19 protein-coding genes and 2 pseudogenes are annotated in these 21556 nt (G+C 68.9%); 9 read left to right on the top strand and 12 right to left on the bottom strand.

Annotated features, from left to right (window positions below):
- From E3T24_RS14975 to E3T24_RS14965, 3 genes and pseudogenes are all read left to right on the top strand, one after another.
- Positions 1 to 93, top strand: a pseudogene (locus tag E3T24_RS14975) (IS982 family transposase); the annotation flags it as partial.
- A 24-nt stretch (positions 94 to 117) separates the two neighbouring features.
- Positions 118 to 648, top strand: a complete 531-nt coding sequence (locus tag E3T24_RS14970) for a pyridoxamine 5'-phosphate oxidase family protein (RefSeq protein WP_134367772.1) — start codon at positions 118 to 120, stop codon at positions 646 to 648.
- 235 nt (positions 649 to 883) lie between these two features.
- Positions 884 to 1576: a hypothetical protein gene (locus E3T24_RS14965; RefSeq protein ID WP_134367770.1), complete on the top strand. Its 693-nt coding sequence runs from the start codon at positions 884 to 886 to the stop codon at positions 1574 to 1576.
- Between the two features lie 350 nt (positions 1577 to 1926).
- On the opposite strand, the gene E3T24_RS14960 is transcribed toward E3T24_RS14965, so the two are convergent.
- Positions 1927 to 2310 carry a hypothetical protein gene (locus E3T24_RS14960; protein WP_241978712.1) on the bottom strand — a complete coding sequence of 128 codons (384 nt, stop codon included), beginning with the start codon at positions 2308 to 2310 and terminating at the stop codon, positions 1927 to 1929.
- Between the two features lie 493 nt (positions 2311 to 2803).
- On the opposite strand from E3T24_RS14960, the gene E3T24_RS14955 reads away from it, so the two are divergent.
- From E3T24_RS14955 to pgi, 3 genes are all read left to right on the top strand, one after another.
- Complete coding sequence (locus tag E3T24_RS14955; protein WP_134366885.1) at positions 2804 to 3049, top strand: hypothetical protein; 246 nt, start codon at positions 2804 to 2806, stop codon at positions 3047 to 3049.
- Complete coding sequence (locus tag E3T24_RS14950) at positions 3046 to 4053, top strand: sigma-70 family RNA polymerase sigma factor (protein WP_134366886.1); 1008 nt, start codon at positions 3046 to 3048, stop codon at positions 4051 to 4053. Before E3T24_RS14955 ends, E3T24_RS14950 begins: the two co-directional genes overlap by 4 nt.
- Before the next feature lie 92 nt (positions 4054 to 4145).
- Positions 4146 to 5873, top strand: a complete 1728-nt coding sequence (gene pgi / locus E3T24_RS14945) for a glucose-6-phosphate isomerase (RefSeq protein WP_134366887.1) — start codon at positions 4146 to 4148, stop codon at positions 5871 to 5873.
- Between the two features lie 406 nt (positions 5874 to 6279).
- On the opposite strand, the gene E3T24_RS14940 is transcribed toward pgi, so the two are convergent.
- Positions 6280 to 7950, bottom strand: coding sequence for an ABC-F family ATP-binding cassette domain-containing protein (locus E3T24_RS14940; protein WP_134434789.1), 1671 nt, complete (start codon positions 7948 to 7950; stop codon positions 6280 to 6282).
- A gap of 75 nt (positions 7951 to 8025) precedes the next feature.
- Positions 8026 to 8286, bottom strand: coding sequence for a zinc-ribbon domain-containing protein (locus E3T24_RS14935; protein WP_134366889.1), 261 nt, complete (start codon positions 8284 to 8286; stop codon positions 8026 to 8028).
- Between the two features lie 184 nt (positions 8287 to 8470).
- On the opposite strand from E3T24_RS14935, the gene ppk2 reads away from it, so the two are divergent.
- Positions 8471 to 9295 carry a polyphosphate kinase 2 gene (gene ppk2, locus E3T24_RS14930; RefSeq protein WP_198416912.1) on the top strand — a complete coding sequence of 275 codons (825 nt, stop codon included), beginning with the start codon at positions 8471 to 8473 and terminating at the stop codon, positions 9293 to 9295.
- Positions 9296 to 9325: 30 nt separating this feature from the next.
- Here ppk2 and E3T24_RS14925 read toward each other — a convergent pair whose 3' ends face one another.
- Together E3T24_RS14925 and E3T24_RS14920 are read right to left on the bottom strand one after the other, a co-directional pair.
- Positions 9326 to 9547 (bottom strand): CDGSH iron-sulfur domain-containing protein, encoded by a 222-nt coding sequence (locus E3T24_RS14925; RefSeq protein WP_134366890.1) that lies wholly within the window; start codon positions 9545 to 9547, stop codon positions 9326 to 9328.
- Positions 9544 to 10632, bottom strand: a complete 1089-nt coding sequence (locus tag E3T24_RS14920) for an iron-containing redox enzyme family protein (RefSeq protein WP_134366891.1) — start codon at positions 10630 to 10632, stop codon at positions 9544 to 9546. The genes E3T24_RS14925 and E3T24_RS14920 overlap by 4 nt, the downstream gene beginning before the upstream one ends.
- 195 nt (positions 10633 to 10827) lie before the next feature.
- Here E3T24_RS14920 and E3T24_RS14915 point away from each other — a divergent pair.
- Positions 10828 to 11781 (top strand): annotated as a pseudogene (locus tag E3T24_RS14915) (oxidoreductase).
- 12 nt (positions 11782 to 11793) lie between these two features.
- Here E3T24_RS14915 and E3T24_RS14910 read toward each other — a convergent pair.
- Positions 11794 to 12792: a nucleoside hydrolase gene (locus E3T24_RS14910; RefSeq protein ID WP_134366892.1), complete on the bottom strand. Its 999-nt coding sequence runs from the start codon at positions 12790 to 12792 to the stop codon at positions 11794 to 11796.
- 55 nt (positions 12793 to 12847) lie between these two features.
- Positions 12848 to 14242 (bottom strand): MFS transporter, encoded by a 1395-nt coding sequence (locus tag E3T24_RS14905; RefSeq protein ID WP_134366893.1) that lies wholly within the window; start codon positions 14240 to 14242, stop codon positions 12848 to 12850.
- 113 nt (positions 14243 to 14355) lie between these two features.
- On the opposite strand from E3T24_RS14905, the gene E3T24_RS14900 reads away from it, so the two are divergent.
- A complete protein-coding gene (locus E3T24_RS14900; protein ID WP_134366894.1) occupies positions 14356 to 15153 on the top strand; it encodes a GntR family transcriptional regulator in 798 nt (265 codons plus the stop codon).
- A gap of 7 nt (positions 15154 to 15160) precedes the next feature.
- Here the strand turns inward: E3T24_RS14900 and E3T24_RS14895 are convergent, their stop codons facing one another.
- From E3T24_RS14895 to E3T24_RS14875, 5 genes are all read right to left on the bottom strand, one after another.
- The gene (locus E3T24_RS14895) at positions 15161 to 15748 is read right to left on the bottom strand and encodes a hypothetical protein (RefSeq protein ID WP_134434788.1); all 588 of its coding nucleotides are present in this window, start codon (positions 15746 to 15748) and stop codon (positions 15161 to 15163) included.
- Positions 15739 to 19185: a hypothetical protein gene (locus E3T24_RS14890; protein WP_134434787.1), complete on the bottom strand. Its 3447-nt coding sequence runs from the start codon at positions 19183 to 19185 to the stop codon at positions 15739 to 15741. Before E3T24_RS14890 ends, E3T24_RS14895 begins: the two co-directional genes overlap by 10 nt.
- The gene (locus tag E3T24_RS14885) at positions 19182 to 19727 is read right to left on the bottom strand and encodes a hypothetical protein (RefSeq protein WP_134365878.1); all 546 of its coding nucleotides are present in this window, start codon (positions 19725 to 19727) and stop codon (positions 19182 to 19184) included. The genes E3T24_RS14890 and E3T24_RS14885 overlap by 4 nt, the downstream gene beginning before the upstream one ends.
- A gap of 20 nt (positions 19728 to 19747) precedes the next feature.
- Positions 19748 to 19984, bottom strand: a complete 237-nt coding sequence (locus E3T24_RS14880; RefSeq protein WP_134365877.1) for a hypothetical protein — start codon at positions 19982 to 19984, stop codon at positions 19748 to 19750.
- Positions 19985 to 20110: 126 nt separating this feature from the next.
- Positions 20111 to 20926, bottom strand: a complete 816-nt coding sequence (locus E3T24_RS14875; RefSeq protein WP_134365876.1) for an alpha/beta fold hydrolase — start codon at positions 20924 to 20926, stop codon at positions 20111 to 20113.
- Between the last annotated feature and the right edge of the window lie 630 nt (positions 20927 to 21556).

Genomic DNA, 21556 nt, shown 5'->3' with positions numbered 1-21556 from the left:
GCCGGCCGACTACTCGCCCTCGCCGCCGGAATCTGGCACAACTGGCTCCTCGGAACACCCAACAAACGATCCCTCATCGCCTACGACCATTAGGACTCACTCATCTAGGCTCGCGGCGTGAGCGAATCATTCCGCAGCATGCTGCGTTCCCTGCCGGATTTTCCCGTTGATCTTCCGGTCTTCGACCCGGCCACGGCGCCGTCCGACCCGGCCGACCTGTTCCGGGAATGGCTGGGCGACGCACTCGACGCGGGCCTGCCCCAGCCGCACGCGTTCACCCTCTCCACCTCCGACGCTGCCGGTGCGGTGTCGTCGAGAATGATGATCCTGAAGAACCTCGACGCCGAGGGCTGGCACTTCGCCACCTCGAGGGCGTCGCGCAAGGGCCGGGAGCTGGCGGAGCATCCGCGGGTCGCCATGAATTTCTTCTGGTCTGGCCTCGGCCGCCAGGTACGCGTGGTCGGCACCATCGTCGAACTGTCAGCCGAGGAGTCCGCCGCAGACTGGGACGAGCGGCCAGGCGCCGACGGTTCACCGAACCCGACCTGGCAGCTGTACGCCGTGCGGCCGGTGGAGGTGGAGTTCTGGCAGGCCAGCACTGACCGCCGGCACGTGCGCCACCGCTACCTGGTTACCGCCGACGACTGAGCCGGCCCCGGACGAACCGTTCGTCGACCCAGGTCCGATTCAGGCGGGTATGTCGCCCATCATGGCGTCGAGGTGTCTCGCTGTTGCCTGCGCGTCGTCGTTTAAATCCATCGCCTGATTCTGTGACGAACGCCCCCCCGAGATGCGACTACATCTTGAGAGATTCTCGCGGGGACCGTTTTCCGTCTCGGCGGGACCTCAGGTCCATATTCGTATCAGTAGAGGAGCTATTGCCATGGCAACATACGACTCAACCGGTTCAAACATCAATCGAAACATTGACGATCCCGGCTCCGTCGCTGGGGTCCCCGCGGGCAATGGGGCGACCATCCGCGACGAGGGCGTCCGCGGCGACGACGGCGTCCGCCGCGACCCGGTCGTCGGACGCGACGCGGCCCGCTTCGGCGGAATCCAGTGGGGATCGGCTTTCTTCGGCTGGCTTACCGCCACCGGCACCGCAGTGATCCTTACCGCCCTGTTCGCTGCCGCCGGAGCCGCAGTCGGCCTGGGCGAGTCCGATTCCGCCGATCAGGCTGCCGGAACTGCTGCCGACAACGCCGGCACCATCGCACTGATCGGAGCCATCGTGCTCGCAGTCGTGGTGTTCGTGTCCTATTTGTGCGGCGGCTACGTGGCCGGTCGCATGGCCCGCTTCGACGGCATCAAGCAGGGAATCGCCGTGTGGGTGTGGGCGATCGTGATCGCCGCCGTCGCCGGGACCATCGGTGTCATCGCCGGCGGCCAGCTGAATATCCTGGGGAACCTGAACAGCCTTCCCAGCATCCCGCTCAATTCGGGAGACCTCACGGCAGGCAGCATCATCACCGCGATCGTCATCGTTCTGGTCAGCCTTGCCGGCGCAATCGTCGGCGGACTCGCCGGGATGCGGTTCCACCGTCGCGTGGACCGCGAAGTACTCGGCCGCTGACTCTGGCACGGATTACCAGCACAGGGCGGCTGGGCGGCCCGTTCCGCCCGGCCGCTTCCGCACTCTCGCACCCAAAGAACTTCAGACGAAAAGAGATCGCCATGCCTCGCCTGCTCAAGTACGTCCCCGTGGTCGTGACCCTGGTCACCAAGTACCTGCGCAGCCCGCAGGGCAAAGCCGTGATCCAGAAGATGCGGGCGTCGCGCCCCCGGCCGTAGAACGTCGTCCACACCTGACCGAAGGCCTGAAGACGCCCGTCCGGGTCGCTGGTCGGGCCCCGGTGGACTGCATGTCGACCCCGTCAGAGGGCGATGTCGACAGGCTCGATCACCGGTGGCCCGACCCATCGACTAGCGGGAGTCTGGTGCGAACCGCGCAATCCACCCGGCAACCGGTCGCTGCTGCTCACCCTGTTGGGCGGAAAGCACGATCATGATCACCGTGAGAGCGGGCGTCACCCACTGCAGCACCCGCTGCTGCCGCTGGGCCGACTCAAGCTCCGCAGACACGCCCGGACCGGCCTCGGTGGTTCCGGCGGTCGCCTCTCCCGAATGCTCACTCATCTTCTTGCCGAGAATGCCGGAGTACAGCGCTGTGCCCGCGGCCACACCAGCGATGGCAAGTTCCAGGACCGTGTTCCTGCGACTATCCGACTGGCCGGCCAGACGTGCCTTGTTGCCGAGAATCAGGCCCGCGCCGCCCGCGGCGTATGCGGCAAGCGCAGCCACCTGCACCGGCGCCCACCTCTTCCACCCCTGGCTGGCCAGGGCCCCGCGTTCCCGAGGATCCCTGGCGGTCGAAGCGCTCCCGTTGAGCCCGACGGCGCCCATCAAGGCGCCCCCTGACCACAGCGCCAATCCCACATCATGCAGACTTCGAACAACGGTATTGCGTCCAGTCACGGAGTACTCCTCATCGGTGCGATTCGCCTTCCCGTACGGGCATGTACAGGGATAGGTACTACCTATGACGCTTGCCGACGCCGATCTCTCATGCCCCGACGCGGGCTGCCACTGACTGTCTCAGGTTCCTCCCAGCCTTGGTCGAAGTAGACGGAGCAGGAAGTGCTTGCTCGCGCGCGGAGGCTGGACAGGCTGCCGGGTTTGCAATCCGGCGACTGGGCGTGTTGCCAGGGGGTCGCAGATCGGTTTGCCTGGGCGATTTTGCCTCTTGAGAAGGCTCCGCTCGGTGTGTATTCTCGTTTCTCAAATCTTCGAATAGGTCTCTATGTTTAAATATGACAATTCCTCACGTCCCGGCGGTGACGTGAATGTCACCGCGTTGACTCCCACCGCCTGGCAAGTTCAGGATCGTCGAAGAACGGGCGGTGACGGACCGGTTCTGCTGGGTTTTATCCAGCAATTCAGTGACGTTTTTGAGGTCATGAATGTGACGCGGCCGTTGGAGAGAACGTACGTGTCGTCCCTGGCCGGCGCAGTGGCGAGCATCACGGGCGGGACGGTCACCCAGTGAGCTCACCGGTCCAGGCCACCTTATCCGACAAATCGGAATCCGCCGCCGAACCGGCCCAACCCCTTCTGCACGCGGCCCAGTCGGCCGCCACGACGACGCGATTGGGTCGGGGGCCGACGGATACGTTCGGTTTCTACCTGCGCAAGATCGGCATGGTCGCGCTTCTGGCTGCGGAGGAGGAGGTCGACCTGGCCCGGCGGATGGAGGTGGGCCTGTTCGCGGCTGAGAGACTCGCCCGGGGTGTCGCCGATCCGGACGCGGACCGGGACCTGACCTGGCTCGCCCGGGACGGCGATCGGGCGAAGAAACGGTTCATCGAAGCAAACCTGCGCCTGGTGGTCAGCGTCGCCAAACAGTACTCCGGCCGCGGGATTCCGATCATGGATCTCGTTCAGGACGGTAACCTCGGGCTGCTGCGCGCGGTGGAGAAATTCGATTTCATGACGGGGTACAAATTCTCCACCTACGGAATCTGGTGGATCCGGCAGTCCATCCACCGGGGCATGGTCGGCGCCGCACGAACCATACGCCTCCCGGTGCACACCGTTGAGAAACTCAACAAGATCAAGCGCATCGGCCGCGATCTCACCGGCACTCTCCACCGCGAACCCACTCTGGCGGAGCTGGCCGAGGCGTGCCGGACGCCGATCGCCGAGGTGCGGGCTCTGCTCGACTATGACCTTGAACCTATCTCGTTCCAGGCCCCGCTCGGAGAGGGTCTGGCCGACATATCCGAACTGATCATGGACGACGACCTGCCCCAGCCGGAGGAATACGCGGCACTTGCCCTGCGCCGGTCGGACATCACGTTCCATCTCGATGCACTGCCCACACGGGAGCGCACGATTCTGGAAGCCCGGTTCGGGTTCAATGGCGACCAGCCTCGCACGCTCGACCAGATCGCCGCCCGTGAGGGTGTGACTCGGGAACGAATCCGCCAGATCGAGAAACGGGCCCTTGCGATGATGCGCGTGCCGGCCCTGGAGCTCTACCTCAGGGAGTGAGGAAGCCTGCCGCCGCAATAGGCTGGTAAGTGATCCGCCTCGCGTTGCGGGAGTCGCGGGCACTTTGCTGTTCCGGCATCCAGGAGAAACCCATGACCGAATCCGCCCCCGTTGATCCCACGTCCACCGAAGCCTGGAGTCAACTCGCCGCCATCGCCGACGGCTTTTCCCCGGATCTCCGCGGTTGGTTCGACACCGACCCAGGACGAGCCGGTCGATACACCTTTCAAGCAGCCGACCTCACCATCGACCTGTCGAAGAATCTCCTGACCGACGAGATCTTGACGCACCTAGTGCAGCTCGCGAAGGAGATCGACGTCTCCGGTCGATTCCAGGCCATGATCGCCGGCGAACACATCAACGTGACCGAAGACCGCGCGGTTCTCCACACTGCGCTGCGCCGCCCGAAGGACGGCGCAGACCTCGTGCCGCCGAAGGGCTTCGTGGTAGATGGTGAGGACGTCGACGCCGAGGTGCACGCCACCCTCGACAAGGTTTACGCATTTGCAGAAAAGGTTCGGTCCGGTGCCTGGACCGGTATCACCGGCAAACGCATCACGACGGTCGTCAACATCGGGATCGGCGGTTCCGACCTCGGCCCCGTGATGGTCTACGAAGCGCTGAAGCCGTATGTGCAAGCAGGCCTCGAGTGCCTTTTCGTCTCGAACATCGACCCGACCGACGTCTACGAGAAGACGGCGGACCTCGACCCTGAGACCACCCTCTTCATCGTGGCGTCAAAGACGTTCGGCACCCTCGAGACGCTCACGAACGCCCGTCTGGCCCGAGAGTGGCTCTGGAAGCAGCTCCTCAGCTCAGGTGCCATCGTCGATACGGACACCGCCCGCGTCGAGGCCGTCGCCAAGCACTTCGTCGCCGTTTCGACCGCTCTCGACAAGGTCGCGGCATTCGGCATCGATCCCGAGAACGTCTTCGGATTCTGGGACTGGGTCGGCGGTCGTTTCTCGGTCGACTCTGCCATCGGCACTTCCGTGGTCGTCGCCATCGGCCCTGACAATTGGCGCGAATTCCTTTCCGGCTTCCACGTCCTCGACGAGCACATGCGAACAGCGCCCCTCGAGCAGAACGTTCCCGTCCTGATGGGACTGCTCAACGTCTGGTACTCCAACTTCCTCAAGGCCCAGAGCCACGCTGTGCTCCCCTACGCACAGAATCTCCACCGATTCCCGGCCTACCTGCAACAGCTCACGATGGAATCGAACGGGAAGAGCGTCCGGTGGGATGGGTCACCTGTCACGACCGATACCGGCGAGATCTTCTGGGGCGAACCGGGTACGAATGGTCAGCACGCTTTCTACCAGCTCCTCCACCAGGGCACGCGCCTGGTCCCCGCGGACTTCATCGCCGTCGCGAACCCTGCCCACGCGCTCAAGGACGAGACCGGCGACGGTAGCGCCGTTGAGCCCGGCCAGGACGTCCACGCACTGTTCATGGCGAACTTCTTCGCCCAGACCAAGGCGCTCGCATTCGGTAGAACGGCCGCAGAGGTGCGCGCCTCAGGTGCCGACGAGTCGGTCGTGTCGGCCCGCGAGTTCAGCGGAAACCGGCCGACCACGTCGATCCTTGCGCCGGCCCTCACCCCGAGCGTCGTCGGCCAGCTCATCGCCCTGTACGAGCACATTGTCTTCACCGAAGGCACGATCTGGGGCATCGACTCATTCGACCAATGGGGGGTCGAGCTTGGAAAGCAGCTTGCGCAACAGATCGCTCCTGCAGTTGAAGGGAATGTGGACGCTCTCGAATCCCAGGACTCGTCCACGAAGGCCCTGATCGTGAAGTACCTCGAGTTGCGAGACTGACGTCAGGAAGGCCGGGTCATGTCGCCCGCAGCCGCGGCGACACCCGTCGAGCGGTAGCGCAGGAGAACTGCGCCCTTCTCCGAAGCGGCCTCTGCAGCGAGCAGTTCCAGCGACACGGGCGGTCCGTCGGCGCTGAACAGGCCATCGCCGATCCGGCCCGAACGAATTCGACGGAGATTCTGCCGAAATCGGTCCAGAACCGTTCGAAACCGTGGTTTTAGGCCACAATCTCCGTCGAATTGGTTCGAGACCGGGCCCGAGGCGAGAACGGGCCCGAGGCGAGACCGGGCCCGAGGCGAGACCGAGACTGAGCCCGGCGCCTGGGCCGCAGTCACTTGGGCCTCGGTCACTCTAGGCCTCAGGCGCTCAGGCGCTCAGGCGCTCAGGCGCTCAGGCGCTCAGGCGCTCAGGCCTCGGTCACGGTTCCCCGGTCGACGCTCCAGTGCCGGTCCGTGTGAACGTTGGCCAGCATCCGTCGGTCGTGGGTGACCAGCAGGAGTGTGCCCTCATAGGCCTCCAGCGCCTGCTCGAGTTGTTCGATCGCGGCCAGGTCGAGGTGGTTCGTGGGCTCGTCGAGCACCAGCAGGTTGACGCCGCGCGCCTGCAGCAGGGCCAGGCCGGCTCGGGTGCGCTCGCCGGGGGAGAGATCGTCGGCCGCACGGTTGACGTGGTCGGCCTTGAGGCCGAACTTCGCGAGCAGCGTGCGCACCTCGGCCGTGGCCAGGTCGGGCACGAGGCCCTCGAACGCTGACGCGAGGGGCGCGTCACCGGACAGGAGCGCCCTGGCCTGATCGATCTCGCCGATGGCGACGCGGGAACCCAGGCTCGCGGTGCCGGCATCCGGGGCCTGCCGCCCGAGGAGCGCGCGCAGCAGGGTGGTCTTGCCGGCGCCGTTGGGGCCGGTGATGCCGATGCGCTCGCCGGCGTTGATCTGCAGTGAGACCGGCCCGAGGGTGAAGTCCCCCTGGTGGAGCACGGCGTTGCTCAGCGTGGAGACCACGGTGCTCGAGCGGGGAGCGCTGCCGATCGTGAACTCGAGCTGCCACTCCTTGCGCGGCTCGTCGACCTCCTCCAGGCGCGCGATGCGGCTCTCCATCTGGCGCACCTTCTGCGCCTGCTTCTCGCTGGACTCGGAGGATGCCTTGCGCCGGAGCTTGTCGTTGTCCGGGGCCTTCTTCATGGCGTTCCGAACGCCCTGGCTCGACCATTCACGCTGGGTGCGGGCCCGACCGACCAGGTCAGCCTTCTTCTCCGCGAACTCGTCGTAGTGCTCCCGCTTGTGGCGGCGGTCCGTGTCGCGCTCCTCGAGGTAGGAGTCGTAGCCGCCGCCGAAGACCCGGTTCGCGCCCTGGGCGAGGTCGAGTTCGAGCACCCGGGTGACGCAGCGGGCCAGGAACTCGCGGTCGTGGCTGACGAGCACCACGCCGCCACGGAGGCCACGGACGAAGGCTTCGAGCCGCTCCAGCCCGTCCAGGTCGAGGTCGTTCGTGGGCTCGTCGAGCAGCACGATGTCGAATCGGGAGAGCAGCAGTGCGGCGAGCCCGACCCGGGCTGCCTGCCCGCCGGAGAGCGAGGTCATCAGGGTGTTCTCGGCCAGATCGGTGCCCAGCGCGAGGCCGAGGTCGGCGAGCACCACCGGCAGGCGGTCGTCGAGGTCGGCGGCGCCGCTGGCCAGCCAGCGTTCGAGCGCGACGGAGTACACGTCGGCGGGGTCCAGGCCGTCGGCCCGGGGCGTCGGCGCCGGGTCGCCGAGAGCGGATGCCGCCTCGTCCATCTCGGTCGTCGCGGCGGTGCAGCCGGTGCGGCGGGCCAGATAGCCGGCCACGGTCTCGCCCGGGAGCCGCTCGAGTTCCTGCGGCAGCCAGCCGACGAAGGCGTCGGCGGGGGCGAGGCTGACGCTGCCGGCCTGCGGTTCGGTCAGGCCGGCCAGCAGTCGCAGCAGGGTGGACTTGCCGGACCCGTTCACGCCGACGACGCCCACGACGTCGCCCGGTGCCACGGTGAGGTCGAGCGAGTCGAAGAGGGTGCGGTGCGCGTACCGGCCGGCGAGGCCCTGGGCCACGAGTGTTGCGGTCATCCGTCTATTTTCTCATTGTCGTGGTCTGGAGCCTGCACCCGGACTTCCCGGGTGCAGGCGGTTCCCATGCGGACGCTAGATCGCGGGGTGCGTGCGCGCCCATTCCAGTGAATGTGAATGGCGGGCCTGAGCGGCCGTCAGCTTGGTGGTGCCGCCGCAGTGGGTACAGGTGTTCGAGTAGGTCGTCGACAGCGGAAACAGCGGTATGAAGAACAGGGTCAGCCTGAGGGAGTTCCTGACCACCTGTTGCTCGGCGAGGGTTCCGCAGTATCCGCATACGAACGAGACGCTGTTCATCAGTGCCGGGTGGGCACGAGTGCCGAAGAGAAGAAACATGGGCTGGCTCCAAAGTGTCTGCGCGGGATGGTCGTGGCGGATATTAGGGTGAGAAATCTGGTGATCACTGACAGTCAGGCCGTAGATCGTGGATCTGCGCGCCGTATCCCGTCTTTCAACCACGGGGCACTTAGGATCAGTCCGGCCGCAAGGCAGGACCATTGCCGACGCTGAAAGGATCCCCGTGTCAAAGTCGAAGAAGGCCGGCGCCGTCAAACGCGTTTCCAAGCCCCTGTATGAGCAAGAACTGGAACGGTTGCAGGCCGAGCTGGTCGGTATGCAGCAGTGGGTCATCGAAACCGGCGCGCGCGTGCTGGTCATCTTCGAGGGCCGAGACGCCGCGGGCAAGGGTGGCGCCATCAAACGGATTGTCCAGTACCTCAATCCGCGTTCCGCTCGCGTCGTCGCACTCCCCGCTCCGAGCGAGCGAGAGCAGAAGCAATGGTATTTCCAGCGATACATCGAGCGGCTCCCCACCGCCGGAGAAATCGTGCTGATGGACCGTTCCTGGTACAACCGCGGCGGCGTCGAACGGGTGATGGGGTATTGCACGGATGAGCAGTACCACCGGTTTCTGGAACAGGTCCCCCAGGTGGAACGGATGCTGGTTGACGACGGGATCATTCTGGTCAAGTTCTGGTTCTCGGTGTCCGACACGGTTCAGGAAGAACGGTTTCGTTCCCGTCTGGAGGATCCGATGCGCCGGTGGAAGCTCTCCGACACGGACCTCTTTTCGATCACCCGCTGGGAGGACTACTCGCGGGCCAAGGACGCCATGTTCGCGGCGACGGACCTGTCTTATGCGCCGTGGTGGACGATCGAGAGCGATGACAAGCGCGCGTCCCGGATCAACTCGATCAAGCACCTTCTGACCGAAATCCCCTACGAGCATCGGGAACCGGAAAAAGTGACGATCCCCGATCGTCCCCAGGCAACCGAATACGAACGGCCTCCTCAGGACCAGGCGAACTTCGTCAAGGATCACGCCAAGAAGCTGAAGAAGAAATAGCACGGGAACCACCGAGGCCGGGCCGTCCGATCAGGTCTGATCGGGTGGCCCGGTCGTGAACCCGACGAGCTTGTGGGTGCCGTCACAGAACGGCTTGATGGCGGACGCCCCGCACCGGCAGAGGGCAAGGGTTCGGCGGGTTCGGGGAATCACGGCGTTGTCTTCCGAGCGGAGCTCGAAATCGCCCCGCACGAGCAGTGGGCCGTCCGGGCAGGCCGTGATTGTGGCGGGTTGAACGTCGGCCGGGCTCACGGCGCTGCGACGGCGCTCAGGTGGGCAACGCCCACGGCCGGGAACCGTAACGAGGACAGATCATCTTTCCACCGGCCGAGCATGTGGTCGGCCACCAGGCCGTCCATGGTCAGGCAGACGCTGGCGCCGAACATGATGTCGCCCAGCAGGGCGGGGTCGTCCTCGGCCAGCGATCCGGCGAGATCCCGGCCGGCTATTTGTTCGTGAACGGCGTCCGCTTCGACGTGTTCGTCGAAGTAGCGGGTCACATCCGACTCGAAACCGAGTCGCTGAAATCCATCCGCATAGAGACGGCTGGGTATGGCCGACGTCATCTCGAATGCCGCCAGGTGCCCCACGAGCGCACCTCTCAGGCGACGATTGAGCCCGAACATGGACATCGTATTGAACGAGGCCAGGGTGATCGCCGGCACCGAGTCGACGTAGGCTGCGTACCGGTCGTCGAGCCCCAGCCCCCGCATGGTGGAGGCGAAGAGCACGGAGTGCATGCGCTCGACGTCGCCGCCGCCGTATTCGTCGGCCTGGATCTCGATCAGCGCAGCCTTCGCCCGCCCGGTGAGACGGGGGATCGCCCACGAATGCGGGTCGGCTTCTTTGAGGGTGTACACGGAGCGGTGCACGACGAACTCGATGGCCTGTTCACGGGTGGCCTGTCGAGAAAGATACCTGGCTAGGCTCGGACCCTGATCGTTGCAGGTGAGAACGAACAGGGCCCGTGCGACAGTGTCGCGGGTGGGCGCGGGCAACGGCGGTTGAGCCACCGAGTGCCGGAGTTGCGCCTCAAGGGCATTTTCGATCAGGATTCGCGCGGCGATGGTCGACGGATGCCACTCCCACTTCTCGTCACCGGGAACGACGCCGCCGTAGTGCAGGCCGTAGAGCACAAAAAGGGTGAGCTGCAGGTCGTCGTCCACCATGACGAAGCCGCTGCAGTCGATGGCGGCAGCGACTGCGGTCTCAAAGTCGGTCAGCAGGGCCTGTCCCGGTGTCAGCGGGCCGTCCAGAGCGGTCAGGAGCAGGTCGCTCAACGGTCCGCGCGCGCAGAACGAGGCGCGGGTGAGGGTGTTCGTGTCGATGGGGAGCATGGGGCCTCGATCAATTTCCAGGGTTGGGTCGCGATTTTCGACCAGTCCCCCCTTAGACGAACACTCGTGGGGATTCGTCATGTCCACCCGGTAAATATAGAGAAATAAGCCGCCCTTGATGCCTGCGAAAGCATCGAGCCCAGCACCATCACGCAGACTGGGGTGACCCTACGTCCACCAGCAGAGGAACTCGACATGGCCGCACCGACCGACACCAGCCCCGGCTGGACCGCCGTCGACATCCCCAACCTCAGCGGCCGGACGGCCATCGTGACGGGGGCGAACTCGGGCCTCGGGTTCGTGACGGCCTCCGAGCTGGCGGCGCACGGCGCATCCGTCACCCTGGCCGTGCGCGATATCGAGCGCGGCGAGGCCGCGGCCGAGCGGCTGCGCGCCGCCGCACCGGATGCCGCGGTGCGGGTGCGCGCGCTGGATCTGGCGAGCCTGGCCTCGGTTCGCGCCTTCGCCGAGACCTGAGCGGCCGAGAACCCGGCCGGCCTGGACCTGCTCGTCAACAACGCGGGGGTGATGAACATCCCGAATCGTGCCACCGCGGACGGATTCGAGCTGCAGTTCGGCACCAATCACCTCGGCCACTTCGCCCTGACCGGGCTGCTGCTGCCCTCGCTGCTGTCCTGGCCCGGCGCGCGGGTCGTCACGGTGTCCTCGACCCTGCACCGGCGCGGCAGGCTGAACTTCGACGACCTGATGGGCGCTGCGCGGTACCGCCCCTGGGCCGCCTACGGTCAGAGCAAGCTCGCCAACCTGCTCTTCACGAGCGAGTTGCAGCGTCGCATCGACGAGGCGGGCCGGGCGCTGCTGGCACTCGCCGCGCACCCCGGGTGGGCCGCCACCAACCTGCAGACGGTCGGGGCCGAGATGCGGGGCAGCGCGGTCGAGCACCGTCTCAGCGGGCTCGCCAACCGTTGGCTCGCGCAGCCGGCCGAGATGGGCGCCCTGCCGTCGCTCTACGCGGCCACCGTGCCCGGGCTCGCGGGCGACACCTTCTTCGGCCCGGACGGCCGCGGCCAGCAACGCGGCAACCCCCGACCCGTCGACCGCTCCGTGCGGGCGCAGAATGCGACGGATGCCCGGCGCCTCTGGGAGGTCAGCGAGAGTCTGACCGGCGTGAGGTTCGACCTCGGCTGAGGGCGGGGCGCCTCAGGCGGGCACGGGCACCCGGGCGGGCACGCGCACGTCTGCCCGGGGGAGGGACAGCATCCGTTCGAGCAGCGGAGCCGCGACGCCGCCCCGGAGGGCCAGCACGACCCGGGCCTCGTGGGGGTTCTGGCCGCGGGGCGCGTCGGCGTCCACCAGGTCCTCGACCACGTCCTCGAGCTTGGCGAACCGGGTCTGGCCGCGGCGGGGCCCCGCGCCGGTGTCGACGCAGATGCGGAGGGTCGGCGCCCGCTCGGGTTCGACGTCGCCGGTCGCGAACGCCGCGGCGGCGGAGTTGTGCAGGGCCACCCGAGGGAGGCAGCTGCCGACGATCTCGGCCAGCGCCTGCTGGGTGAGACCGGTGGCGGAGGCCAGGGCCCGCCGGTGGGTGTCGTCGAACGTGTGCCGGCGGGTCGCGTCCAGCGGCACCAGGGTGACCGGCCAGCTGGCGGCGAAGACGTCCGCGGCCGCCGCGGGGTCGGCGGCGATGTTGGCCTCGGCGTACGGGCCCGCGTTGCCCGGAGCGAACACGGCGCCGCCCCTGACGGTCACGCGTCGAACGAGCCGGGGCAGTTCCGGGTCGAGGCAGAGCGCCTCGGCCAGATTCGTCAGCGGGCCGAGCGTGACGATCTCAAGTTCACCCGGGTTCTCGTGCGCGAGCCGGATCAGGAGCTCGGTGGCGCTTTCCTCCACCGGGTGCCGCCGTGATCGTGGCAGCAGAACGTCGCCGATTCCGTTCCGGCCGTGCACAGGGGCCGCGCCGCGCCGCGAGCCCGCGCTCTCCGGGTCGAACCCGCCGACCGCCACGGGGATGGCGTCGCGGCCGGCTGTCTCCAGCAGGTTCAGCGCGTTTGCGGCGGCGATGGCCGCGCTGACTCCGCCGGCCACCGTGCCGATTCCGGCCAGGCGGATGCCCCGCGTCGCCAGCAGGAACGCGAGCGCCAGCGCATCGTCGGGTCCGGTGCCGCAGTCGAGGTAGATCGGGGTCAGGTGGGGAGTCATCGGGTGCTCTCCCTCTCAGTGTTCCGGGCCGGGCGGCCCTGGGTGGAATCCGCTCTCATGCGGCCGGGCGAAGGATCAGGGAGGCGAGGAACGACGCGGCGGTGAGGCCCGCAGAGATCCACAGCGCCGATTGGTAGCCGGCGACGGATGCCGTGGCCACGACCGGTGCGACGAGGGCGATGCCGGTGCCGATCCCGATCCCGAAGCAGGCGCCGTTGAGGCCGGGCAGGGCGCCGCGGGCCTCCGGCGGCGAGTTGAGCACCGACACCCCGTTGACCGAGCTCTGGAACAGCCCGAGGTAGAAGACGCCCATCACGATGAGCAGCCCGAAGACCAGCCAACGGTCGGCCGAGAACAGGGCGAGGGCCACGGCGGTGACCGTGATCAGGCCGCTGCTCAGACGCAGGGAGGTGATCCAGCCGATCCGCACCGCGAGGTAGCCGGAGAAGATCGCCGCGGTGACGCCGACGAAGGCGGTCGGGGTGAGGTAGAGCAGCGCTGACATCGACGCTGAGAGGCCGTACCCGACCCGCTCGTCCTGGCTGAGCATGACCACGGTGAAGTTGAGTGCGGAGAAGACGCCGGCCAGGGTCAGAACCGTGGTGAGCAGCAGCGGCCAGACCTGGCGCGACCGCAGCGCCCGGATGGGGATCAGGGGTCGACGGGTGCGGTTCTCGACCGTGACGAACAGGGCGCCGGCCGCGATCGTGCCGACGAGATAGCCCAGGGTCAGGGCGTCGGACCAGCCGGAGGAGGAGGCCTGCGAGATCAGGCTGGTCAGCAGCACCAGGAACAGCGAGAGGATGCCGGCGCCCCACCAGTCCATCGAGCCGTCCCGGTTCCGGGGCGCATCCAGGGGCACGAAGAGCAAGACGCAGGTGATCGCGGCCAGGCCCAGGCCGAGCGTGATCACGAAGAGGAACCGCCAGCCGATGGTGTCGGTCACGACGCCGCCGAGGAAGCCGTCCAGGCCGAACAGACCGCCGTTGACCGAGGTGATGATGCCCACGGAGATGCCGAACAGCCGGCTGCTCAAGCGCTCGGACAGCAGCAGGAAGGAGATCGTGAAGGTGGCGTTCGACGCGCCCTGCAGCACCCGACCGATCAAGAGCACGGGCAGGCTCGGGGCCAGCGCGCAGATCACGGTGCCGATCAGGAGCAGGGCGAGCACGATCACGAGGCTGCGCTTGCGGCCGAGGAAGTCGCTCCAGCGGGAGAAGACCACGCCGAAGACGGCCCCGGCGAGGAAAAACGTCGACTGCACCCGGGAGACGGCCTGCGTGCTCTCGCCGAGCTGTTCGCCGACGGCCGGCAGAGCCGCGGAGAGCAGGGTGGCGTTGAGCTGGAAGGTCAGGATCGCCAGGACCAGCGTGCCGATCAGCACGCCGACGGGTTGTGGCGCCCGCGTGCGCGGTGGCGCCGCGGTCACGTCGGGGACAAGCACGGACATGAACAGACTCCTTCATTGGAGCAACCACAAGGTCGACATGCTTAGTGTACAGGCTTGTTATACAACTACGCCAGATGTGCACGATATACTCGACCAACCAATGGGGGAGACGAATGGATCGACGCACCGAGGCGGCCCTGGCCGGGCCGCTCGAAAGCACCGGAGGCATCCCGCTGCGGGTGGCCGTGTACTCGCGAATCACGGAGGCGATCCGCAGCGGAACCCTGCCGATCGCCTCCCTCCTCCCCTCGGAGACCGAGCTCGGCACGGCCATGGGCGTGAGCCGCACGGTCGTGCGCGAGGCTCTCATGCTTCTCGAGGAAGACCGCTTCGTGCGTTCCCGCCGGGGCATCGGGCGCTTCGTCGCCGACCGGCTGCCCCACCTGGGACTGCAGAAGATCCGCCCGATCGAGGTGCTCCTCGGCGAGACCGGTCCGGCCGTTCAGGTCCGGCGCACCCAGACCGCACTCCAGACCACGTCACCCGCGTTCACCGCCGACGCCATCGGCATCCGCCCCGACCAGCCGTCGTGGTTCATCGAGAGCGTCATTTCCCGGGACGGCGCCCCGATCGCCCTGCTCCAGGAACACGTCCCCGGCGAGGGACTGACCCAGCTCGGCGCGGCCGCCGTGAATGCCGTCTCCGCCGGCGGATCCGCCGGCACCCCGGTGAGCAGCGCGCTGGCCGCCCTCATCGCCGTTCTCGGCCCGACCTTCGGACCCGGCGAGACCGACCTCGCGATCGGTGTCCCCGGCGCCACGCGGGGCAGGCTGCTCGGGTTGCCGGCCGCCAGTCCGGTGCTCATCCTCACCCAGGCGCTCGAGCACGACGGGGCGCCGTTCTATCTCTCGAAGACGCTCATCAACACGGTATCCGTGCAGCTGACGATCAGCCACGCGGCGCAGTCCTGACCGGCGGCTACCGCAGTGCTGAGATGCTGAGCGCGATCGACTTGAGGTTTGCGATGCGCTGCTCGTAGCGGGCCGCGAGCACGATCAGGACGACGCCGCCCGCTCCCAGCCACAGCCACCACGGCACCGCGCCGTAGGCCACCGAGATCCAAGGCCAGAGCTGCGCGACCGCGTGGATCAGCAGCACGGCCGCACCGATCAGGAACGGCGCCTGCAGTTTGCGCAGCACGCCGACCACGATCACGACGAGGGCCAGCACCCCGAGTCCCACGACCCGCCAGAGCGGACTCGCGGTGATGTCGAGCAGCAGTGACGACACCAGGAGCACGAGCAGCCCGGGGGCCAGCCACGGCCAGCTGCGCGCGCGGGGCACGGCGTCGAGGTGCAGCCATCCGCTGGCCAGCAGGGCGATGGCCAGCGGCAGGCTCAGGATCTCGACCGTGTCCGGCGCCGACCGCGCGAACCCGGCGACCACTGCCGCCGCGCCGGCGGCGATGGCCACCCAGGAAACCATCCGGCCGAGCCTGCTGTCGTCGTACCGGGAGACCGCCAGGTGCAGGGCGGAGAAGGTCCAGACGACCAGGATCACCCGCACGGGCGCCAACGGCGCGCGAAGCCGAGGGCGAGCGCCTCCGCCGCGAGGATGCCGACGATCGCCAGCACGACCAGGCCGTAACCGAGGCGCAGGCCCGCGGGATCGGTGGCCTGGTGCCCGCCCGATACTGCGGCGGCGCGTCGGATGCCGGCAACGAGACTCGTCCCGGCGGCCACGACGAGCAGCGCCGCGGGCAGCAGCCAGGCCTCGAGCCGGGCGTCCGGCCCGAGCGGGACCTGCGCCAGCAGGTCGAGGATGCGCGCGCCGGCGGTGATCAGCACGCCGAGCAGCCCCACGACAAGCGCCGGCCAAGCGGCGGCGCTCCAGCGCGGCCGGCGGGTGAGCAGCGCGCCGGAAACGGCGAGGGCCCCGGAAAGCGCGAGCACGAGGACCGGCCGGAGCAGTTCCGCGCCGGTCGAGGTGCCGCCGGCGAACGCGCTCGGCAGCACGGCCAGCCCCAGGCCGAGGGCGACCCCGACCGAGACGGGCCGGCGGGACACGACGGATGGCGCGGCGCCCGTGCCCGGGTTCTCTGCCGGGTTCTGGCCGGCATCCTGGCCGGTATTCTCGCCGGCCGCGGGCAGCAGTCGACCGAGAACGAGGGCCAGGCCCACCGGAACGGTCACGAGCTCGAACGGATCGGTTGCCCCCGTCACCACGGCGCTCGCCATGGCCAGGCCGGCCAGGGCGATGGCCGCGGTGCCCACGGCGGCCGTCAGGGGTGCCCGCGGGCGCCAGACGACCCGAACGTGCAGGGCGGACAGAATGATCACGACCGAGGATGCGCGCAGCCCGGCCACGACGGCGTCCAGCGAGCCGCCGCCTTCGCCGACCCGCCCGAAGGCGGAGATCTCGGCCAGCGTCCCGAGCGAGAGGGCCAGCAGCACCAGCGCGACGCCGGCGAGGCGGCGCAGGCGCCGGGACGCGGCATCCGTCTGGGCGGCCAGCAGGAAGGCGCCCGCGATCAGGGCGGCGAGGGGAAGCAGCCAGTATTCGAGCCGCGCGGCGGGGGCTCCGGATTCGCCGAGCACCGCGCCCGCCTGCACGACGCTCGTCAGCGCCAGCCCGATCGCGCCGCCGGCGGCCGCGGCGGCGAGGTAGGCCGAGCGCGGCGGCGTCCAGCGGATGGAGCCGGCCCCGAGCAGCAGCACGGCGGATGCCGCGGCCACCAGCACCGCGCGCAGAAGCGAGCCGGAGCCGGCGGCCAGCGCGAGCGGCACGATGGCCACCAGCAGGCCGGCGAACGCGAGCAGCGCGGCGCCCGAGCCGGCCGTCGTGGCCCGGTCGATCCGGTCGATCCGGCCGAACCGGTGGAGCAGCGCGGCCAGCAGTAGCAGGACGCCCGCGACCGGCAGCACGTAGGGTTCGACGTCGGTGGTACCGGCCCGGGCGAGGCCCAGCCAGAGCCCCGACGTGCCGAGCGCGAGGGCGAGCCAGCCGAGGTGGCGGCGGTGCGACCGGGAACCGAACAGCCCGTCGGCGGCGATCGCCGAGAGGAGGGCGGCGATGCCGGCCAGCAGGAGCATCAGCCAGCCCAGCGGCTGCGCGGTGGCGAGGGCCCAGATCGTGCCGGGCACGAGCACGAGGGCGGCGCCGGCCTCGAGGGCGAGGCGGTCGCGGCTCCGGCCGCGCAGCAGGCCGAGGGTGAGCCCCAGCCCGCAGGCGACGAGCGCGGCGGCGGGGACGACGAGGACGCGGTCCTCCGGCGTCGCCGGGGGGATTCGCGCGACGCTCCACAGCAGCAGCCAGAGAACCGGGGCCACGCCGATCGCGGCGACGAGTCGTTCCCGCGCGAGGATGTCCCGATTCGCGGGCAGCAGCAGCCAGAACAGCAGGGCCGCGAGCAGCACCGTCGCGTGCGCGATACCCGCGGCCGGTGCGCCCTGGAGCAGCGCGGCGCGCTCGGCGGCGGAGAGGCTTTCGGCGAGCACCGTCACCGGCAGGGCGAACGCCAGCACGGTCGGGGCGAGCAGCGTCCAGAACGCCCAGCGGCGGTCGGCGACGGTGAACAGACGCGGCAGCGGGAGCGCAACGAACAGCTGCAGCAGCGCGGTCGTGAGGGTGAGGGCGCGCAGGCAATCGACGAAGACGGCGGTGACGGATGGCGCCCCGCCGAGGGTCAGCATCCACGGCGCCGCGATGGCGGCGACCAGGGTAAGCGCGATCGCCCCGGCCAGCAGCAGGCCCCGGGCGACGTCGCCGGTGCGGTCGACAAGCAGGCGGGCGCCGAGGAGGGCGGTGATCGCCGCCAGTGAGCCGATCCACCAGATCGTGCTGCTCTGCCAGCTAGCCAGGTAGCCGAACGTTTCCGTGAGCACGAAGAACGCCAGCGCGACCGGGCGGAACACGCCGAGCGACATCCATCCCCGGCGCGCCGGCACCAATGCCGCCAGCGAGAGGGATCCGAGCAGAGCATAGAGCAGCGTCACCGCAAGGAGTGAGCCGGAAAACGGCACCGCGAGTACGGCGATGCCCAGAAACAGCGCGGCGAGAACGCGGCGGCGTTCGGTCGGGATGCCGCCGATCAGCCACGCCAGCGTGGCCAGCAGCCCGACCGCGGCCAGGGTGCCGAGCGCCCAGACGCTGTCCGGCCTGATCGGGGCCAGCATCGTGCCGGTGCCGGTGCCGGCCAGGCCACTGGTGAGCGCGACGAGCAGGGGGATGGCGGCCGCGGTGATCACGAGCACCGCGAAGCCCGCCGCGACGAGGGCCGCCGTTCCGCCGCCCACGATCGCCGCGGTGCGGGCCGGTCCGGCGGATCGGCGGCGCGCGTACGGCTCGACCGCCAGCGGAATCAGCACCGCGACCAGGATCGGCACCGTGATCGCCGCGGTCACGTTGTCCGCGCGGTAGGCCATCAGGGGGGCAATGGTCGTCAGCGTGAGGGCAGCGAGGGCGGCGCAGCCGTAGGCGAACACCGCGTCCGCGGACCCGGGGCTCGCCCGGCGCACGATCAGCATCTGGTGCAGCACGGCGGCGACCGTGACCGCGCCGAGGGTGATGAGCGGGGAGAGGGTGAAGGCCGGATCGACGATGGTGGCCGTGAGCGCGGCGCCGATCAGGGCGAGTCCACCCGGCACCAGCACAGATACGCGCTCCGGCACCCGGTCGACCGAGGGCCAGAAGCGGTGCGGAACCGGTGCGGCCGGTGCGGGGTGCGGCGTGGGGTCTGGTGCATGGGCGGCGGAGGCGCTCGGGGCCGGGATGTCACCGGCGGCGAGCCCGGTAGCCCGGCGCGGCAGGGTGAGCGGGTGCAGGAACGCGCCGACGGCGGCGCCGAGCAGACCGACGAACAGGCGGCTGGCGTCGTCCTGGCAGGCCGCGAGACCGGCGGCGAGCAGGCCGAGGCCGAGCGCGGCGGCCGCAAAACCGGACACGCTGGCGACGCGCAGCCCGGACACGGCATGCCAGAACAGGAAGAGAACGGTGCAGCTCACCAGAGTGATGCCCAGTAGGCCGCGCCGTCGGCGGCGGCGAGCCCGAACAGGTCGTTCTGCCGCAGCGCCCAGGCGTCGAGGAGTACCAGCACCACCACCAGCGCTCCGATCCCCTCGGCCGTGGCCACGAGCCGCTTGCGCCGCAGCACGCCCGCCGTGACGAGCGCGGCCACGGTGAACAGGGCGATGATCGCCGAGCGCGCCTCGTGGCCCGCATAGATCCAGGCCACGGTGATGAAGAAGATCGCGGCCACCGACACCAGGGTCACGCCGACCAGCAGGAGCAGGATCTGCACGCTCGAGCGTCGGGGCGCACCGGGAACGGATGCCGTCGCCCCCTTCAGCGGAGCGCGCGGCGGCCGGACAGTCCGGGCTGCCGGTGCGGCGGGGGCCAGCACGGGGGCCAGCACGTTGGCCGACACGGGGGCCGACACGGGGGCCGGCGCAGCCGCCGGAGGCAGTGGCACCGGAATCGGCACGGGCTTCGGCGCCGCGGCCGCGGCCCGGAGTGCGACACGCTCGGCCGCCAGCGCCTCGGCCACGTCGAAGCGGATACGCCCGATCAGGGCGGTGCGGCGGTGCGGCGGGCCAGCGACGCTGCGGCATCCGTCGACGCGGTCAGCAACAGGGCGGCGGCGGGGTGCCGCAGGTCGAGGGCACAGTTCGAACAGACGGCGGAGCGCAGTCGGCTGTGGCAGGCCGGGCATCGCGTGGTGTCCGTGAGGTCGGCGGTGCTGCGTGGCCAGAAGACCGTGCCCGCGAACTCGGTGAAGTCGTCGTCGGAGTCGATCTTCGACATCGTTGCCCCTCGCTGGATGTGAACGTGCCAAGGCTACCGGCAGGACACTGCGTCAGAGACGCGTGCGGGGACCCGGTGAATAAGTCCGGCACGGACCGTGAACGGCCCACGGATCGGCCTCGTTCGTTACAGGTTGTGCTCCGCCAGCCAATTCACCAGGACCCGATTGAATTCGGCCGGCTGCTCGACGCTCGGCAGGTGCGCGGTATTCCGAAAGGTGCAGCCGGTGGCGTCGGGCACGGTGGAGAGCAGGAACTCGAACTGGGCCAGGGCCGGGGTGATATCGAACTCGCCCACTGTGACGAGCGCCGGCACCTCGATGTCGACCAGCCGGTCGAAGGCGGGAGGCTCGAGCGGCATCGGTGTCGGATGTTCCTCCGCGTGCACCGCGTTCACGCGATTGAGCGCGTAGGCCGTGGCCACGAATTCGGGGTCGAGCTCCAACTCGCTCCGGAGGGGACCGAAAGCCCACAGGGCGACCTCGAGCCGGGCCAGCTTGTGCCAATCCTGGTCGTCGAAGGCGGCGTCGAGCTGGTCGAAGTGGGCATCCTCGAGTTCGGTCAGTTCCACCTCGGGAAAACCGCTGGGACCCGAGCCGATGGTGACCAGGCCCGTCACCCGGTGCGGGTGTTCCAGGGTCAGGTCGATGGCGGTCGACCCGCCACGGGAACACCCGATCAACGTGGCCGACGCCACCCCGAGGTGATCGAGCACCGCGAGGGCGTCTCCGCGCGGGGAGAATTCCACGTCTTCGGTGAGCGTCTGGCCGAATCCCCGGCTGTCGAAACGGATGACGAAGTGGCTGGCAGCCAGCGCGGCGACCTGGGGGTCCCACATCCGGAGGTTCGCGATGCCCGCGTGCAGAAGGAGCAGGGCCGGTGATGACACGTGGCCCGTCGTCTCGTAGTAGAGCGACGCGCCTGGAACGGTGAGGTGAGGCATGGCTAGATCGTAGGCGTGCGGTGGGGGCCGCGGCAAGGATATGATCCCGAGTCAGCCGAACAACCCTTAGGTCAGAACGGCGCGGGTTCGGGCGGAGCTGCTGAGGCGGGTTCCGGCGGTGGTGGTGGTTCAGGTGCCACCGCACGGATGAACGTGGCCGGCTCGGTCACGAATGCGCGCCCGCTCGGCGAGGTCCACCTCAGGGTGCCGGCCTCCAGGTGTTTCACCGTCCACCGGGTCTCGCTTTTCAGCGCGTGGCACGGCGGACACAGGTGGGCGAGGTTGTCCTCGGCGGTCAGCCCGTTGAACTGCCAGTCCANCCGTTGAACTGCCAGTCCAGCGAATGGTCAAGGTCGGCATGCGCCGCCGACCGGTTGCAGCCGGGGAACCGGCAGGTCTCGTCCCTCACCCGCAGGTACTTCTTGAGGTCTTTGGGCACCTTGTACCGGTCCCGGCCGACCGAGAGCACCACCCCGGTCTCCGGATGCACGAGAAGCCGGGTGAAGCTCGGCGCCCCAGCTGCGATCCGCCGCGCGGTGTCCGCGTCGATCGGGCCGTAACCCTCCAGATGGGCCGGTTCGTCGTTGAGACCCATCAGACTGAACACCGGGACCGTGATGTTCACCGAAC

It is taken from the genome of Cryobacterium sp. TmT2-59, assembly GCF_004403545.1.
Lineage (GTDB): Bacteria > Actinomycetota > Actinomycetes > Actinomycetales > Microbacteriaceae > Cryobacterium > Cryobacterium shii.
This window is presented reverse-complemented; position numbering and strand designations above follow the sequence as displayed.